Consider the following 15,632-nt stretch of genomic DNA (forward strand, 5'->3'; position numbering starts at 1 on the left):
GGAAATTCGGCAACGTCGAAATATCATTACCCAACTGCGCCGTCTCCGAGGTGAACCTGTCCCCCGTCAACTGCATCCCATCACCCGAGTCACCCGCAAACCGGATCACCACCCGGTCCAACTGACGCACCTCGGTCCTGCCGGGGCTCCCGCCGTCCGCCGTCGGCGCATCGTCGTACCGTGTCGTGGAGGTCATGGGCGATCACGTCCCTCTCTTCTGCGCGGCGCGCACCACGACGGTGCGCCGCCGGCGAACGGCGGGCCGACACCCGGCCCCGGCGGTACCTGCGCAGCCGTCGGCCGGCGCGGTACGGCCGCGCAGGTCCGTACCGCCGGGGCCGGCGACCCCGGCGTCAGCCGGCGGGGTCGCCGACCGCATCAAGCGCCGGCGAGCGCGTGCGACCACACGCTAGGTTCCGGCCCCGGCCGTGCCAACCCTTAGCGATCCCCTACCACGACCCACCTGCGGGCGGCCGGACGACGGGCTCTCCGGGGCGTCCACCGGGGACGGCGCAGGGGGCGCGTGCCTCGATCCGACATGGGACACTTGTCTACATGGGCGAGCTGACCAGCGGCGCAGTGGCCGAGCCGGGGTCACCGCTGCGGCCGGGCGATCCGGAGCACGTCGGGCCCTACCGGCTGCGTCGCCTGCTCGGCTCGGGCGGCATGGGGGTGGTCTTCCTGGCCGAGGCCCCGGGCGGGGGCCGGGTGGCGGTCAAGGTCGTCCACGACGAGCTGCGATCCCGGCCGGAGTTCCGGCGACGGTTCGCCCGCGAGGTCGCAGCCGCCGGCCGGGTGGCCGACTTCTGCACCGCCCGGGTGCTCGACGCCGACCCGCAGGGGCCGGTCCCCTACCTCGTCACCGAGTACGTGACCGGGTCGTCCCTGCACGAGCACGTGACCCGGCACGGCTCGCTCTCCGGCCCGCAGGCCGAGGCGCTGGCCGTCGGCGTGGCCGCCGGGCTCACCGCGATCCACGCCGCCGGGCTGGCGCACGGCGACCTGACCCCCCGCAACGTCCTGCTGTCGCCGTTCGGCCCCAAGGTCATCGACTTCGGCCTGGCGAGTCTGATCGAGGCGCTCGACCCGACCACCGGCCCCTCGTACGGCACCCCCGGCTGGTTGGCCCCGGAGCGGCTCGCCGGTTTCCCGCCCGCCCAGCCCGCCGACGTCTACGCCTGGGGCATCCTCGTCGGCTGGGCCGCCACCGGCCGGCTGCCGGTCGACCCCCGGGTCCACCCGGCCGGCCCGCCCGACCTGAGCGGGCTGCCCGCCGGCCTGGCGGCGGTGGTCGCGCGGGCGCTGCGCACCGAGCCCCGCCAGCGTCCCACCGCCCGGGAGGCGATGCTGATCCTGGTCGGCAGCGCCGACACGGCCAGCATCCGGTCGGCGGTGGAGCCGGTGGCGGCCACCACCGAGCAGCTCGACGGCACCCGGTGGTACCCGGGCGCCGGCCAGCCGGCCACCCTGGTCGCCCCGACGCCGCCGCCGCGTCGCCCGCCGCCGTCCTGGCCGGCGGTGCTGACCGGGGTGGTGGCGGTGGTGGCCCTCGTCGTGCTGGGCGTGGTCGCGATGCGGCAGGCCGACCAGCGGGGCGCGCCGTCCGCCGGGCCGGGTCCGTCCGCGCCGACCGGCGTCGTCACGCCGAGCGCCACCCCGAGCCCGTCGCCCACCCCGAGCCCCACCCCCGCCACCGCGACCGGGCAGGACGGGTCGCTGGAGTTCACCGTGACGGGGGTGCACTGCGGGTCGCGGGAGATCGGATTCTGGCCGTTGACCCAGAAGGCGGACGGCGTGTTCTGCATGGTCGACGTCGACGTGGTCAACAAGGGCTCCAAGGGGACCATCATCTGGCCGCTCAGCCAGCGGCTGGTCGACGCCGACGGGCGGGGGTACACCCCCGACACCCGTTCCCTGCTCTACTATCCGGACACGCAACGGTTGACGAAGAAGATCGAGCCCGGCGCGACGGTCAGTGGCTCGCTGGTCTACGACACGCCGGTCGGCACCGAACTGCGCCAACTGGTCGTCCACGACACGCCACTGAGCGCGGGCACCACCATCGATCTATCCTGACCGAGAGAGCCGGAGAACATGGACGTCGCCGTCGCCATCGGCCTCACCGGGCGGGCACTGACCCGGGCCCTGTACGCCACCGGGCGGGGCGTGGTGCTCGTCGCCACCGCCGCACTCAGCCTGGTCCTCTTCATCGTCACCACCCTTGCCACGGCGTTCATTCTGCTCGGTGTCGGGGTGCTGCTGCTGCCACTGGTCACACCGTTGGTCCGCCGGCTCACCGGGCTGTGCCGGAACGTCGCCGCCCGTTGCGGGGTACCGATCGCCACGCCCTATCTTCCCCTGCCGCCGCTCGAACCGGGGATGTTCGGCTGGGTGCAGCGCTGCCGGTCCATTCTCACCGACCCGGCGACCTGGCGAGACCTATTGTTCCTGTTGCTCAACACGCTGGTCGGGTTCGCCCTCGGGCTGCTGCCGCTCACCCTGCTGGTCTACTCGGTGGAGGGGCTGGTGCTCTCCACCGGGTTCTGGATGCTGATGCGGGAGTCGGGGGTCAACTTCTGGTACGGCTTCACCGCGCTGGACTCCTGGCCACACGCGGCGCTCGGGGCGTTGGTCAGTCTCGCGGTATTCGGGCTCTGGGCGGCCGTCGCCCCGCACGTGACGGCCGGCCACGCGCACTTCGCCCGGTCGCTCCTGGGGCCGAGTGAGCGCTCGGTGATCGCCTCCCGGATGCGGCACCTCTCCGAGACCCGTTCGGACGTGATCAACATCCAGGCCACCGAGCTGCGCCGGATCGAACGGGACCTGCACGACGGCGCACAGGCGCGGCTGGTCGCGATCGGTATGAAGCTCGGCGCGGCCAACCGCCAGTTGAGGACCAATCCGGACGCCGCCGAGACCCTGCTGGTCGACGCGCGCAACGCCACCGCCACCGCGCTGGAGGAGCTGCGCTGCCTGATCCGGGGGATCCACCCACCGGTCCTCGCCGAGCGGGGCCTGGAGGACGCCATCCGGGCCATCGCGTTGGAGAGCCCGATCGACGTCGAGGTCACCACCGACGTACCCGGCCGGATGGCCGCCCCGGCGGAGTCCGCCGTCTACTTCGCCCTGTCCGAACTGCTGAACAACGTCGTCAAGCACTCCAATGCCGACCGGGTCAGCATCGACCTGCGTCACGAGGCAGGTCTACTGCGGGCGGTGGTGATCGACAACGGTCAGGGCGGCGCGGACGCCACCCTCGGCACCGGACTCCGGGGCATCGAGCGGCGCTGTGCTACGTTCGACGGGACGCTCGTCCTCAGCAGTCCCGAAGGTGGGCCGACCGTCGCGATCCTGGAGCTGCCGTGCGCGTTGTACTCGCCGAGGACCTCTTCCTCCTGAGGCAGGGGATGGTTCAGCTCCTCGAGTCGTACGACTTCGAGATCGTCGCGGCGGTCGACAACGGACCGGCTCTGCTCGACGCCCTGGTGACCATCCGCCCCGAGGTCGCGGTGATCGACGTGCGGCTTCCCCCGACGTTCACCGACGAGGGGATCCAGGCTGCCCTGGAGGCCCGACGCCGCTGCCCCGGCCTGCCCATCCTCGTGCTCTCCCAGCACGTCGAGCAGCTGTATGCCAAAGAGTTGCTCGCCGACGCCAGCGGCGGCATCGGATACCTGCTGAAGGACCGGGTGCTCAACAGCGACCAGTTCGTCGACGCCATCCGCCGGGTGGCCGGCGGAGGCACCGCGATGGACCCGCAGGTGATCTCCCAACTGCTGGCAGGTCGTTCCCGCCGGGAGCCACTGTCCACGCTCACCCCGCGCGAGCGGGAGGTGCTGAAGCTGATGGCCGAGGGATGTTCAAATGTGGCCATCGCACAACGCCTCATCGTCAGCCAGGGTGCGATCGCCAAATACACCACCAGCATCTTCACCAAGCTCGACCTGGCCCCGGCGGACGACAGCAACCGTCGGGTGCTGGCCGTGCTGGCGTACCTCAACGGCACCCGCGCCGACGTCTCCTGACCCACCCGACCGGGCCCTACCGGAGCAGCACCGCGGCGGCGTGCCGGCCCGGTTCCGCGACACCGACGTCGATGCAGGAACGCCCCCGGTCGTCCGACCGGGGGCGTTCCTGGATTTCTCGGGTCACTCGACGGCGATGGCGGCCTCCGCCGGCCGGGAGAGCATCGCCCGCCGTCCCGGCAGCAGGGTGGCGGCGAAGGTGAGCCCCACGGCGCCGGCCACCACGGCCAGGTAGATCAGGACCGACCCGGAAGGGACCGGTCGTCCCAGCACCACGATGCTGAACGGCATCAGGGTGGCGACGGAGGCGATGGTCCCGAGGACCACCCCGATGATGGCGACCATGCCGGCCTCGACGCTGAGCATCTGCAGGGCCTGTTGCCGGGTGGCGCCGACGAGCCGCTGCATGCCCAGTTCCCGGCGTCGACCGGCGGTCGCCACGATCAGGGTGTTCGCCACCGAGATCATGGTGTAGCCGGCGACCAGCGCCACGAGCAGGTAGTTGACCCAGGCCAGGGTCTTGGTGCGTTCGGCGAACGTGGTGATCGCGTCGTGCCCCTCGACCAGGGTCCCCGGCTGCCCGGCGGTCTGCTTGCGCAGGGTGGCGGCGAGCGCGTCCCGGTCGGTGCCAGGCTCGGCAGTGACCAGGATCTGCCGGGCCAGCCCGGTGGTGCTGTGGGCGGCGAGCAGCTCGGCGGGAAGCATGATCGTCTCGTACCCCTCCTTCGCCGGGTAGAGCGCGACCACCCGTACGTCCACCGCCGACCGGTCACCGAGGCGCAGGGTGATCTGGTCGCCGATGCCGACGTTGAGGTTCTTCCCGGCGACCTCGGGCAGCGCCACGGTGTCACCGGTGAGATCGGCCAGGTTGCCGGCGCTCGCCTGCACCCCGGTGATGCCGGCGGCACTGGCCCCGTTCACCCCCTGGAGGGGCCACGGCGACTCGACGTGCGACCCGTCGTACGGCTTGTTGATCCAACCGGCGCTGGTGACGTACGCGGACGCCTCCTCGACGCCCGGCGCGGACCGGATCGCCGCCACCGTGTCGGCGGGGAATCCCCCGGTGGTGGAGCTGAGCACCACGTCGGCACGCAGGTTGTCGGAGAAGTAGCGCTCGGCGGCCTCGTTCTGGGTGGTCTGCATGTAGAAGTTGGCAAGCGCCAGGCCCACCGCCAGCATGATCGGGGTGACCGCGGAGGCGACCCGGACAGCGCGGGTCCGCACGTTGATCGTGCCGAGGTAACCGGCGAGTCCGAAGAACGCCCGCGCCGGCACGCTGAGCATAGCGGCCAGCAGCTTGGTCAGCCCCGGGCTGATCAGCGCGATGGCGATCGCCCAGCACATCACCGCCGGTCCGGCGGTCGCCGAGGCCACCGGGCCCCTCATCGCGATCGCGGTCACCAGGAAGAGCGCGAACCCGCCGCCGAAGAAGAGGAACGAGAACACCACCCGGGGCCAGGTGACCCACTTACGCTGGAGGGCGGCCTCGGCGATACCAGCGGTCGGCCGGATCTTGGAGGGACGCCGACCGGCGACGTTGGCGGCCATCAGCGCGGCGAAGATCCCGACGGCCGGACCGATCAGGTAGGGAAGGAAGCCCTGGTGGAACTCGACGACCGGCGAGATGACCCCGGCCTCCGAAACGATGTGGAAGAGCAGCGGCCCCAGGACCACACCGGGCACGCAGCCGAGGATCGCCGCGCCGACCGCCACCACCAGCGCCTCGCGGCGGACCATCGTCCGGATCTGCCGGGGCGTCGCGCCGATGGAGCGCAACAGCGCGATCTCCTTCTGCCGCTGCTGCACCGACAGGCCGAGGGTGCTGGCGACCACGAAGATCGCCACGAAGACCGTCATGCCGGCGAACACACCGGAGAGCGGGATGAGCCCGGCCTGCCCGCCGACCGCCTCGGGGAACTCGGCCGCCCCACGGTCGTCGCCGGTCAGCACCACCAGCTTGCGATCGGCGAGGGTCCGCTCGATCTTGCCGCGCAGGGCCTCCACGTCGGTGCCGGGCTTGGCCACCACGCCGATCGCATCGGCACTGCCGGTGTGCGGGTTGAGTCGCCGCTCGTCGTCGCCGGAGAAGAACAAGGCCGTCTGGCCCGTCTCGACCGGCGGCGTGGCGATGCCGCTGACCTGGAAGGAGGAGCTCACCCCACCGACCACCACGTCGACCCGGTCACCGACCTTGGCCCGTGCCAGCTTGGCCACCGCCCGATCCAGCACGACCTGGCCGGCCTGCGCGGGCGGCTGCCCGGCGAGCTTGTACGGCCCGAGCTGGGCCGACTCCCACCCGTGGCCCAGCGACTGGGTGCCGACGATCACCGGTGCCCCGTTGCGGACGACGGTGGCGACGAAGGACGACTCGGCGATCGCCCGTTCGACCCCGGGCACCTCCTGGATCTTGTTCACCAGGGTCGGGTCGATCCAGTACCGTTCGGCCAGTGGCACGGACTTGATGTCCTTGGTGTCCTGCGGGTCCTTCTTGGGCACGCCGTAGGTCTGCTTGCCGCTGACCACGACGTCGGCCGCCGCCAGGCGCTGCGGCGGGACCGCCAGCCGGATGCCCGTCTCCATCAGGCCACCGCAGGCGACGATCAGCGCCACCCCGAGGAAGACCGCGGCGAAGGTCGCGATGAACGCGAGCCTGCGGTAGCGCAGGGTGCGCCAGGCGAGGTACGTCATCAGAAGCCACCCCTGCCGGCGGACTGCGGCGACCGGTTCTGCTGCCACGCGGTCAGGTGGGTCATCCGCTCGGCCACCACGTCGGCGGTCGGCGACTCCAGCTCACCGATGAACTGGCCGTCGGCGAGGAACAGCACCCGGTGCGCGGCGGACGCGGCGACCGGGTCGTGGGTCACCATGATGATCGTCTGGCCACCGCTGGACACCGTCTCGCGGAGCAGTTGCAGCACCTCGATGGTGGTCTGGGTGTCCAGCGCACCGGTCGGCTCGTCGGCGAAGATGACCGCCGGCCGCATGATGAGCGCCCGGGCGATCGCGACCCGCTGCTGCTGGCCGCCGGAGAGCTCGCTCGGCAGGTGCTTGCGTCGCTCCGCCAGCCCCACCCGGCCCAGCACCTCCACCACGGAGGAACGGTCGGGGCGGCGGCCGGCCAGCCGGAACGGCAGTCCGACGTTCTGCTCGACGGTGAGCGCCGGCATCAGGTTGAACGCCTGGAAGATGAAGCCGACCCGCTCGCGGCGGAGGATGGTGAGCTGGTTCTCGTTCATGCCGCTGAGTTCCTTGCCGTCCAGCATCACGGAACCGGACGAGGGCACGTCGAGCCCGGCCGCGCAGTGCAGGAAGGTGCTCTTGCCGGAGCCCGACGGCCCCATCACGGCGGTGAAGCTGCCCCGCGGGAAGCTCATGGTGACGCCGCGCAGGGCGTCGACCCGGTTGTCGCCGCGCCCGTATGTCTTGCGTACGTCCCCCAGTCGGACCGCGTCGACGGCACCGCTGGTGGGCGTCCGATTGTCTTTATTCCAGTTCACCTCATGCTCCCCGCAGAAGAACGTCGCCTGACGGCGGTGGGTATACGTTCACGCTATGCAACGGGCAGGCGGCGCTCTATGGAGCTAATGACCCGAAGCGGTGGGTCTAGACCCACGCCGCGGGGTCGACTTTCGAGCCTTCCGCACCAGCTCAGCTCGCCTGTACCGCCGCCGACTCCCAGTGCGCCCAGGAGCGCTCGGCCCCGCTCGGCGCCACGGCCAGCAGCCCGGCCCCGGTGGCGTCCATCGGCAGCCCCAGCGACAGCTCGGTGCGTCGCCGGACGTTCAACTTCCGGTAGACCCGGGTCAGGTGCTGCTCGACGGTGCTCACCGTGATGTACAGCTTCTTGCCGATCTCCCGGTTGGTGTGACCCAGCGCGGCCAGCGTGGCGACCCGCTGCTCGGCGTCGCTGAGCCGGGACATCTCCTCGTGCTCGGACGGGGCCTCCGCCTCGTCACCGCCCGAGGCGTCCCCGCCGGGCAGCAGTCGACGACAGAGCGCCTGCGCCTGGATGTCCTTGGCCAGCTGCATCGCGCTGCGGGCCACCACCCGTGAGGTGTTGAACTCCCCGCGCCCGTAGTGGGCGCTGCTGAGCGCGGCGAGGGCGAGGAACAGTTGGTAGCGGTCACCGGCCTCCTGGAGCAGGTTGGCCGCCTGACGCAGGCTGTTGACCCGTTGTTTGACGTCGAGCGCCGACCCGAGCAGCCGCAGCGAGATGCCCCTGGTGCGGGCGTTCTCGGCGCCGGGCCGGGACAGTTGCTCGGTCACCATCCCCCGGGCCAGTTCGGGTCGGCCGGACCGCAGGTAGACCTGGGCCAGATCGCCCCGCCAGGGCAGCAGGGTGGGCAGGTCCAGCCCCCACTGGGTGGCCAGCTGCCCGCAGGTCTCGAAGTCGGCGAGCGCCGCGTGCACGCGTCCGCCGGCCAGGTGCAGGTGGCCACGGGCCCGCAGGTAGAGCGGCCAGAACCAGGTGTCCCGCATGGCATCCGGGATGACGTGCTTGAGCTGTGCCTCAGCCTCGTCCAGCTTGTCCATACCGATCTTGGCGAGCAGCAGGTTGGACAGTGGCGAGCCGATCGCGACCCCCCAGTTGTGCGGGGACATGGCGTCCAGCGCCTCGCGGGCGAACCGTTCGCTGAGCGGCAGGTCGCCCTGCCGTAGCGCGATGTGCGACCGCACGTCGGACAGGATGGCGTGCCAGGTGGTGGCACCCCGCGCCCCGGCCTCGGCCCCCAGGACGTCGCACCAGTGCACGGCCCGGTCCATCCGGTCGGCCCAGACGAGCGTCTGCAACGCGCACAGGGCCGATTCCAGTCCGACGTCGACCAGCAGGTGGCTACCGAGCACCTGCTCGGCGCGGGCGATCACGTCCTCGGTCGCCCCGTCGGTGAGGACGGCGGTCAGCGACGGGGTGGCCGACCCGAGCGGGCCGTCCGCGCGGGCCGCCGTCACGGCCGGCGCGGTCGTCGTCGGGATGCCGGGGGTGGCGTCGAGTTCGGCGAAGGCGACCGGGAAGTGCAGCCGCAGCCACTCGGTGCACCCCTCCAGCTCGGCGGCGGTGGTGGCGTCCCACTGCTGTCGCGCCGTACGCAGGTGCCGCAGCGTCTCCTGGGCGTCCTCCCGGTGGCCGTGCCAGAGCTGGTAACGCAGCAGCGCCGCTGCGTGCCGCTCGGAGAGGTGCCCGGCGCGCAGCGCGTCGCGCTGCGACTGGAGGTGCTGGCTGACCGCTGCCGGATTGATCCGCCACTGGCAGTCGGCCAGCAGCGCGGTCAACGCCGCCTTACGGGGGGCGTCGTCGCACATCTCGTGAGCCAGTTTGAGCGCCTCCACCGCGTCGTCGACGCGGTCCTCGGCGAGCGCGTGCGTCGCCGATTCCTGGAGCACGGTGATCGACCAGGGCTCGACCAGGCCGCCGGCCGCGAGCAGGTGGTCCCCGATCGCCGAGGCGGGCGCGCCTTCGGCGTGCAGCAACTCGGCCGCGCGGGCGTGCATCTCGGACAGCGCCTCCGGAGCGAGGTCGTGCAGCACCGCGGCCCGCGCCGCCGGGTGGCGGAACCGGCCCGCGTCCAGCAGGCCGGACGTGGCCAGCGCGTCGAGTACCCACTGGACCCGGGCCGGCTTGCTGTCCAGCAGCCGGCCCAGCAGCGCCGGGGTGGCGAAGTCGCCGAGCAGGGCCAACCCGTGGGTCGTCTCCAGGATCACCGGGTCCCACCGCCGCAGGCAGGCCAGGACGGCCTGGCGGAACTGGTCGCCGACGACCACCTCGGTGCCGTCGGGCGCCCCCGCGGCCCGCCGGTCCTGGCCGAGCGCGTGCAACAGCAGCGGGTTACCGCCGCTGACCCGGTGGTACGCCGGAGCGAGCGCCACGGCGGTGTCCCGGTCCATCCAGCCGCTCAGCAGCTCGACGACCCCCGCCGTCGAGAGCGGGGCCAGCTGGATGCTGCTGAAGCAGGCGTGCCGGGTGAGCTCGGCGCGGAACTCCGGATTGAACGGTTGGGGTTGGGGTGACTCGGTGAGGACCACCAACAGCTGCGCGGCGGTGAGCCGGCGTTGCAGGTAGAGCAGGGTCTGCAGGGTGGCCTCATCGGCGAACTCGACGTCGTCGACGAGTAGGACGAGCGGCCGTTCCCGGGCGAGGTCGAGCAGTTCGGCGCACATCCCGCGCACCGTGTTGATGTCGACCGCGCCCTCGGTGGTGGCCTCCCCGGCCTCGACGAACGCGGCGATGCGGCCCAGCGTCTCGGCCGGCAGCGGCACGCTGTGGAACAGTTGCCCCATCACGGCGGCGGGCAGCAGTCGCTCAGCCCGTGAGCAGGCGGCGCTCAGCACCAGACCGCCGGTCGCCTCGACGTGGTCGGCGAAGGCCCGCAACAGCTCGGTCTTGCCCGTGGCACCGGGGCCGCCGATCAGCACGACCCGTCCCCTGCCCGTGATGCTTCCGGAGTAAAGGTCCCGCAAGATGTCAAGCTCGCGGGTTCTCTCCACGAATTCCACCCGTCTCCCCCCAGGTCAGCGGTGACGCATCGAACGGGGCGCTGTCGCCTGGCGGGACAGGCCCCCGACGAAACCGTTCGGCTCGATGCCACGCGGTCCGCCGAGGCCTACCCGGCCACTGACCACGTCAGCCTGCAAACCGGGTCCTTCAATGAAGATGGTCAATTTAATGACGGCTTTCACCGCGCCTCGACGGCGACCCCAGCATACATAGACACCCGTACAAGACGGTAGTGGGGTGGTGATACTTCGTCACTGATATTACGCACGAGGGTGACGTTATGTCGGGTCGACGGCGCCGACCACGAAATTACCAATCGGTAGCAAATTCATGATCCAACAACCAGTCCACCCCGCCCACCTGCGCAGATGGCCGCAGAATCGATCACCCAGCAGGTCGTTGACCTGGAAAAGGACCACTACAGAGGGTTCCTAACGGAACATTTACGCCAAGTCAGCCTCAGCCCCCTCCGACCACTACGACCTCGTCACACCACCATCGAACGGGCCAGAAGCATTAAAACGGGCAATTTACTCTTGAGGAAAAATTGAGTTTCGGTGAGAAGACGGAGCTATTACGGGCGCAATTCAAAGCTTGCCGCATTCCTGTCGACCATGCGACATCGGCACAGGCATCGCAAATGCGACCGGCCAGTCGGTAAAGTGACCACAGGCTGACCGGCGGCTGAAATCCAGTGGTGGACCGGCGGGTTAGGGGTGGCTTCCGGGTATACGTGGGCTTTCCCTGACGTCAGGCTGGAACCATCCGAGGGCAGTGACGTACGACACGGTATCGAAAGCGTCTCCGCCCCCAGCCGAGGAGGAAATCGTGGACGATCTCACATCGGTGAGCAGCCCGCGGCGCTTCAGCGACGTTCGCGGTGACGACCACTTCGATGTGCTGCTCGAGGGTGGCCCGGTCGGCCTGCCGGCCACCACCAGGGCCCGCAGCGCACCGGCCGGTACCGGCCGGATCAAGGTGCCCTACCTGGGTGGCTACGAGCACTTCGAACGCTCTGGTGACCACGACGGCCTCAACGACGACGCCTCACAGGTGGTGGTCTTCCGCTGGACCATGCGGACCAAGATCGCCGAATGACGGCACGACTCAGGGGGCACCGGCGCTACCGGTGCCCCCTGAGTCGTCGTCGCGGATCAGCCGGTCGGCCCGCCGGGTCGTAGCGGCGCCAACTCGGTCGCGATCAGCTGGATCACGTCGGCAGCGTGGTCGTTGAGGTAGAAGTGCCCGCCCGGATACACCCGCACGTCACATTCGCCGGTGGTGTGCCGACGCCAGTCGTGCGCCTCGTCCAGGGTGGTCATCGGGTCGGCGTCGCCGGTGAGCACGGTGATCGGAGCGTCCAGGCGCTGCTCCGGATCGGCCCGGTAGGTCTCCACCGCCTTGTAGTCCCCGCGCACCGCAGGAAGGATCATCGGGAGCAGCTCCGGGTCGCCCAGCACGCGCGGGTCCGACCCGCTGAGCCGGGCCAGTTCCCGCAACACCCCGGCGTCGTCGCGGGTGTGCACGTACCGCTCGTCGCGGACCCGGGAGGGGGCCCGGCGGCCGGAGGCGAACAGCCGCACCGGCGGCCGGCCGGTCTCCCGCTGCAACCGCAGCCCCACCTCGTAGGCGATCACTGCACCCATGCTGTGGCCGAACAGCGCCACCGGCCGGTCCAGCCATGGCCGTAGCGCGCCGAACACCCCGTCGGCCAGCGCGGCGACGGTGTCCAGCACCGGCTCGTGTCGACGGTCCTGCCGGCCGGGGTACTGGATCGCCAGCACCTCCACGGTGGGCGTGAGCGCCCGGGAGACCGGGAACAGGTAGCTGGCCGAGCCACCGGCGTGCGGCAGCGCCACCAGCCGGATCGCGCTGGACGTCGACGGGTGGAACCGCCGCACCCACAGGTCGTTCTCTAGCGTTGCCGTCATCACTGGTCCTTCGGGGATCGACGCCGCGGGCACGCGCCCCGCAGCGGGACGTCTACAGCGGGAGGTCCCCGTGCCAGCGGTGTCCCGGCCGGCACGCCGACAGCGTCGCTGCGGTGCCGGTGCCCGCTGACGAAGCGAGCGTAGGAACACCGGGAGGCCGGGACAACCCCTACGCGGGAGCCCCGGCCCCCCTAGCCGGCAGCAGGATGCGGATCTCAGGCCACCGGATGGGCCGGACGGGTGTCGGCCGGAGCGGCCGTGGGCGGTCCGATCCGGACCTCCGGGCCGGGCGCGGCACCGGTGGGGCCGGCACCCTCGACGACCGTGCCGACCGGCACCGTGTCGACCGGGACGGGTGCCGCGTCGACCGTGGCGGCGTCGGTGTCGGGGGCGGCGGAACCGTCGGCCGGCGGCCGGGCGGCAGCGGCCGGGGTGACGGGCCCGCCCTGACCACCCGACGTGTCCTGGCCCGGCACCGACGCGCCCACGTTACGCAGTTGCACGGCGGCCAGCACCGCCGTCACCAGCAGGATGCCGGCCGCGACGACCGCGGCGGCCCGCAACTCGGCGGCGAAAGCGGCGCGCGCCAGCGCCACCAGCGTGTCCCCCGCAGCGGTGGTGAGCGTGCGGCTCTCCTCGACCGCGCCACCCAGGGTCTCCCGGGCGGTCGCCCAGGAATCCGCCGACACCCCGTCCGGCGCCGTGCCCGAGAGTTGTTGCCGGTAGACGAACGTGCCGATGCTGCCGAGGATCGCGACGCCGAGCGCGGCACCGAGCTGGCTGCCGGTCTCGGAGAGCCCGGCAGCGGCACCGGCCCGCTCCGGCGGCGCGGTGGAGACGATCAGCTCGGCGCTCAACGTCAGCACCATCGCGACGCCACCGGTCATCAGCGCCTGACCGACGACCACCTGGGTCAGGCCCACCTCGTCGCCGACCTGGGCGAGCACCAGGCAGCCGGCGGCGCCCACCAGCAGGCCACCGGCCGCGACGTAGGCCCGCCGGAAGCGCTGCGCCAACATCGGAGCCAGCACCGCCGCGCCGACGCCCGCCGCGGCGGCGGCCGGCAACGACCACAGCCCGGCGGTGAACGGACGCAGTCCGAGCACCAGTTGGAGGTACTGGCTGATAAAGAACATGAAGCCGACAAGCGCGAAGTTGGCGAGCACGTTCATCACGACCGCCGCGCTGAATGCCGGCGCGCGGAACAGCCGGACGTCGATCACCGGGTCGGCGAGGCGTCGTTGCCGCCACACGAAGACGGCCAGGAAGACCAGCCCGCCGACCACCCCGGCCACCGGCGGCCAGTCCGCCCCGTGTTCGGCGAACTGCTTGATGCCCCAGATCGTCGGCAGCACCGCGACGAAGGCCAGCACCGTGCTGATCAGGTCGAACCGCCCGGCCGCCGGGTCGCGGAACTCCGGTAGCAGCAGGGGGGCCAGGATCAGCAGGAGCACCATGATCGGAACGTTGATCTCGAAGACGGTGCCCCAGGAGAAGTACTGGAGCAGGGCACCCCCCGCCACCAGGCCGATGACGCCGCCAGCGGAGAACCCGGCTGCCCAGAGCCCGATCGCGGCACGCCGCTCGTTCTCGTCGTGGAACATGTTGCGGATCAACGACATGGTCGACGGCATGAGGGTCGCACCGGCGGCGCCCATCACCGCCCTGGTCCCGATCAGCATGCCGGGACTGGTGGAGAGGGCCGTGGCCACGGATGCCGCACCGAACACGGCCGCGCCGATCATCAGCAGCCGACGGCGCCCGATCCGGTCCCCCAGCGTTCCCATCGGGATCAGCAGGCCGGCCAGCACGAAGGCGTAGACGTCGGTGATCCAGAGGAGTTGGCTGCTGGTCGGTTCAAGGTCCGCCGTGATGAACGGCAGGGCATATGACAGCACGGTCATGTCCATGCTGATGATCAGTGTCACCATGACGAGAACCGCGAGGCCGATCCACTCGCGGCGGCCGGCCTTTGCCTGCGCTGTAGCCATGGCCGAAAGCTATCACCGAGGATATACAAGCGTATACATCTGGCGGATGAATTAGGGGGTCGTTCCGAGTAGGGTGACGCCCGTGGGTCATCGGGAACGCCTGCTGGCAGGGGCCAGGGTCTGCCTCTACGAACGCGGCTACACACGTACCACCGCCCGCGACATCGTCGCCGCCTCGGACACCAACCTGGCGTCGATCGGCTACCACTTCGGCTCCAAGGAAGCCTTGCTGACCGCAGCTCTGGTCCAGGCGTTCGAGGAGTGGGGCGTCGAGATCGACCGGGTGCTGCGCGACGGCACCCAGCCCGACCTGATGGACCGGCTGGAGTCGATGTGGACCGGTCTGGTGGAGTCCTTCGGCTCGCACCGACCGCTCTGGGTCGCCGGGATCGAGGCGTTCGCGCTGGCCGAACACCTGCCGGTGCTGCGGGAGCAGCTGGCCGAGAGCTACAGCCGGGCCCGCCCCGCGCTGGCCGCCTTCGTCATCCAGAACGGCGGCGAGAACGTCAGCGAGGAGACCCGCAAGGCCGTCGGCTCGTTCCTGCTGGCACTGATGACCGGACTGACGGTGCAGCGGCTGCTCGACCCCGAAGCAGCCCCCTCCGGCAAGGAACTGGCAGCGGCGCTGCGGCTGATCATCGGTGCGGTCGCCGGGTCCACCGACGACTGATCCACCTCCCGGAACAGGGGTCGCGTCCGCCCCCTCGCCGAGGGCCGGGCCGACACAGGGGGCCGGCAGGGGTGGGACCCCGGCCGACCGTCATTCCACCCGCACCAGCCCGGCGCGGAGCATGTCCTCCAGCCAGACGTCGACGTCCCGCCGGGTGGCCGCCGGATCGGCCGCCCACTGCCGGGCGAGAACACCCGCCGCACGCTCCGGCGAGCCGCCCTGCTGCTGTAGGGCGATCCACATGGCTGCGGCGGTCGCCCCGAACCGGTATCGCAGTCCGTCCCGCTCGGAGGTCAGCTCCAGCTGCCCACTCCGGGTGACCTTCGCGATGATTCCCTGTTCGAGTCGCACCCGCATCCTCCCTGCCTCTCCGCGTCCACCTGGTGGTACCTGCGGCGAACCCGTACGTCCACCCCGTTCGGCAACTACCGTACGAGGTCGGGCGGTAACGCGATACGGTCATGGACCCACGTCGAAGGTGGACAAATACCCACCCCTCCGCCGGGTAGGAAGACCCGAGGT

Annotated in this window: 12 protein-coding genes; 5 read left to right on the forward strand and 7 right to left on the reverse strand. The window is 71.1% G+C overall.

Annotation, left to right across the window (positions count from 1 at the left end):
- A partial coding sequence (locus H1A17_RS34690) for a hypothetical protein (protein WP_228544080.1) occupies positions 1-196 on the reverse strand: 196 nt, incomplete at its 3' end.
- Positions 197-555: 359 nt separating this feature from the next.
- Here H1A17_RS34690 and H1A17_RS23130 point away from each other — a divergent pair.
- Genes H1A17_RS23130 through H1A17_RS23140 form a run of 3 tightly spaced genes read left to right on the forward strand, consistent with a single transcriptional unit; the run spans position 556 to position 4,025 of the window.
- On the forward strand, positions 556-2,076 hold the full coding sequence (locus H1A17_RS23130) for a serine/threonine-protein kinase (RefSeq protein ID WP_194822881.1): 1,521 nt from the start codon (positions 556-558) through the stop codon (positions 2,074-2,076).
- Positions 2,077-2,094: 18 nt separating this feature from the next.
- The gene (locus H1A17_RS23135; protein WP_145918697.1) at positions 2,095-3,399 is read left to right on the forward strand and encodes a sensor domain-containing protein; all 1,305 of its coding nucleotides are present in this window, start codon (positions 2,095-2,097) and stop codon (positions 3,397-3,399) included.
- On the forward strand, positions 3,363-4,025 hold the full coding sequence (locus H1A17_RS23140) for a response regulator transcription factor (RefSeq protein WP_145918696.1): 663 nt from the start codon (positions 3,363-3,365) through the stop codon (positions 4,023-4,025). Before H1A17_RS23135 ends, H1A17_RS23140 begins: the two co-directional genes overlap by 37 nt.
- A gap of 123 nt (positions 4,026-4,148) precedes the next feature.
- Here H1A17_RS23140 and H1A17_RS23145 read toward each other — a convergent pair whose 3' ends face one another.
- From H1A17_RS23145 to H1A17_RS35645, 3 genes are all read right to left on the reverse strand, one after another.
- Complete coding sequence (locus H1A17_RS23145) at positions 4,149-6,713, reverse strand: FtsX-like permease family protein (RefSeq protein ID WP_145918695.1); 2,565 nt, start codon at positions 6,711-6,713, stop codon at positions 4,149-4,151.
- Positions 6,713-7,522 carry an ABC transporter ATP-binding protein gene (locus H1A17_RS23150; RefSeq protein WP_145918694.1) on the reverse strand — a complete coding sequence of 270 codons (810 nt, stop codon included), beginning with the start codon at positions 7,520-7,522 and terminating at the stop codon, positions 6,713-6,715. The genes H1A17_RS23145 and H1A17_RS23150 overlap by 1 nt, the downstream gene beginning before the upstream one ends.
- 151 nt (positions 7,523-7,673) lie before the next feature.
- Positions 7,674-10,517 carry an AAA family ATPase gene (locus H1A17_RS35645; protein WP_194822882.1) on the reverse strand — a complete coding sequence of 948 codons (2,844 nt, stop codon included), beginning with the start codon at positions 10,515-10,517 and terminating at the stop codon, positions 7,674-7,676.
- 829 nt (positions 10,518-11,346) lie between these two features.
- Here H1A17_RS35645 and H1A17_RS23160 point away from each other — a divergent pair.
- Positions 11,347-11,616, forward strand: coding sequence for a DUF5988 family protein (locus tag H1A17_RS23160; RefSeq protein WP_240762714.1), 270 nt, complete (start codon positions 11,347-11,349; stop codon positions 11,614-11,616).
- A 56-nt stretch (positions 11,617-11,672) separates the two neighbouring features.
- Here the strand turns inward: H1A17_RS23160 and H1A17_RS23165 are convergent, their stop codons facing one another.
- Both H1A17_RS23165 and H1A17_RS23170 read right to left on the reverse strand, forming a co-directional pair.
- Positions 11,673-12,449: a thioesterase II family protein gene (locus H1A17_RS23165; protein ID WP_145918692.1), complete on the reverse strand. Its 777-nt coding sequence runs from the start codon at positions 12,447-12,449 to the stop codon at positions 11,673-11,675.
- 215 nt (positions 12,450-12,664) lie between these two features.
- Positions 12,665-14,440, reverse strand: coding sequence for an MFS transporter (locus H1A17_RS23170; protein ID WP_145918691.1), 1,776 nt, complete (start codon positions 14,438-14,440; stop codon positions 12,665-12,667).
- Positions 14,441-14,522: 82 nt separating this feature from the next.
- Between H1A17_RS23170 and H1A17_RS23175 the strand changes: the two genes are divergently transcribed.
- Positions 14,523-15,110 (forward strand): TetR/AcrR family transcriptional regulator, encoded by a 588-nt coding sequence (locus tag H1A17_RS23175; protein ID WP_145918690.1) that lies wholly within the window; start codon positions 14,523-14,525, stop codon positions 15,108-15,110.
- Between the two features lie 90 nt (positions 15,111-15,200).
- On the opposite strand, the gene H1A17_RS23180 is transcribed toward H1A17_RS23175, so the two are convergent.
- A complete protein-coding gene (locus tag H1A17_RS23180) occupies positions 15,201-15,467 on the reverse strand; it encodes a PqqD family protein (protein ID WP_088642116.1) in 267 nt (88 codons plus the stop codon).
- Positions 15,468-15,632: the final 165 nt, after the last annotated feature.

Source organism: Micromonospora sp. S-DT3-3-22, from assembly GCF_015354745.1.
GTDB classification, from domain to species: Bacteria; Actinomycetota; Actinomycetes; order Mycobacteriales; family Micromonosporaceae; genus Micromonospora; species Micromonospora wenchangensis.

Coding starts and splice junctions, on each gene's coding strand:
- H1A17_RS23130 (WP_194822881.1), top strand. CDS start 556: ATGGGCGAGCTGACCAGCGGCGCAGTGGCCGAGCCGGGGTCACCGCTG.
- H1A17_RS23135 (WP_145918697.1), top strand. CDS start 2,095: ATGGACGTCGCCGTCGCCATCGGCCTCACCGGGCGGGCACTGACCCGG.
- H1A17_RS23145 (WP_145918695.1), bottom strand. CDS start 6,713: ATGACGTACCTCGCCTGGCGCACCCTGCGCTACCGCAGGCTCGCGTTC.
- H1A17_RS23165 (WP_145918692.1), bottom strand. CDS start 12,449: ATGACGGCAACGCTAGAGAACGACCTGTGGGTGCGGCGGTTCCACCCG.
- H1A17_RS23170 (WP_145918691.1), bottom strand. CDS start 14,440: ATGGCTACAGCGCAGGCAAAGGCCGGCCGCCGCGAGTGGATCGGCCTC.
- H1A17_RS23180 (WP_088642116.1), bottom strand. CDS start 15,467: ATGCGGGTGCGACTCGAACAGGGAATCATCGCGAAGGTCACCCGGAGT.